The sequence below is a fragment of the Undibacterium sp. Di26W genome, assembly GCF_049340265.1.
In the GTDB taxonomy this organism is placed as follows: domain Bacteria; phylum Pseudomonadota; class Gammaproteobacteria; order Burkholderiales; family Burkholderiaceae_D; genus Undibacterium.
This window is the reverse complement of record NZ_JBMPOR010000068.1, coordinates 1-632: the sequence shown is the minus strand read 5'-3', so window position 1 is coordinate 632 and position 632 is coordinate 1. Positions and strand designations below refer to the sequence as shown.

Annotated in this window: 2 protein-coding genes; one reads left to right on the top strand and one right to left on the bottom strand. The window is 55.7% G+C overall.

The window, feature by feature from the left end:
- Positions 1 to 185, top strand: a 185-nt coding sequence (locus tag ACO0LM_RS28665; protein ID WP_423042348.1) for a hypothetical protein, incomplete at its 5' end; no start/stop codon positions are given.
- A gap of 25 nt (positions 186 to 210) precedes the next feature.
- Here ACO0LM_RS28665 and ACO0LM_RS28660 read toward each other — a convergent pair.
- Positions 211 to 632: IS110 family transposase (locus tag ACO0LM_RS28660; protein WP_423042346.1), on the bottom strand; the 422-nt coding region annotated here is incomplete at its 5' end.

Genomic DNA, 632 nt, shown 5'->3' with positions numbered 1-632 from the left:
CAGGAATAGATTGCACGCTTACATCCGGCCTGTTATTGCGACAAATGCCGCTGGCCCCTATGGAATTCGCTGACGACAGCCCTATCTGTTACGCGAGCTTTAGAGCTCTTGGTTCTTATCGGGTTTTTGCCGTCTCGGTCTTACCTGTTTGCCATCACTTGTTTCTTACTACCGCAACCTGTTGACGTGCCTCGCTGTGACCTTGGTGAATCAAGCCGGCGTGGCTTGGGTGCTGCAAGCAGCCAAGTCATGCCGGAACTCCTGGTGGTGAGCCAACATCGCCCACACTATCCGGGCTGTCTTGTTGGCCTGCGCCACGCAGGCGACATTGCTATTTCTGCGTGTGGCTAATTGCGCCAACCACGTGTGACTACGTTCCGGCTTGCGCAAGGTGTGCAACAATACTGCCCTTGCTCCGTGAATCAATAATCGGCGCACATACCCATCCCCGCGCTTGCTGATGCCCTGTAGTCGCACTTTCCCGCCACTGGAATGTTGTTTGGGCACCAAACCAAGAAAGGCCGCGAGCTGCCGACCGTTCTTGAATTCATTGATGTGACTGCCTACCGTAGCAACAAGAGCCGTGGCGGTAATGGGGCCGATGCCCGGCACCTGTTCCAACGTGCGGCAAA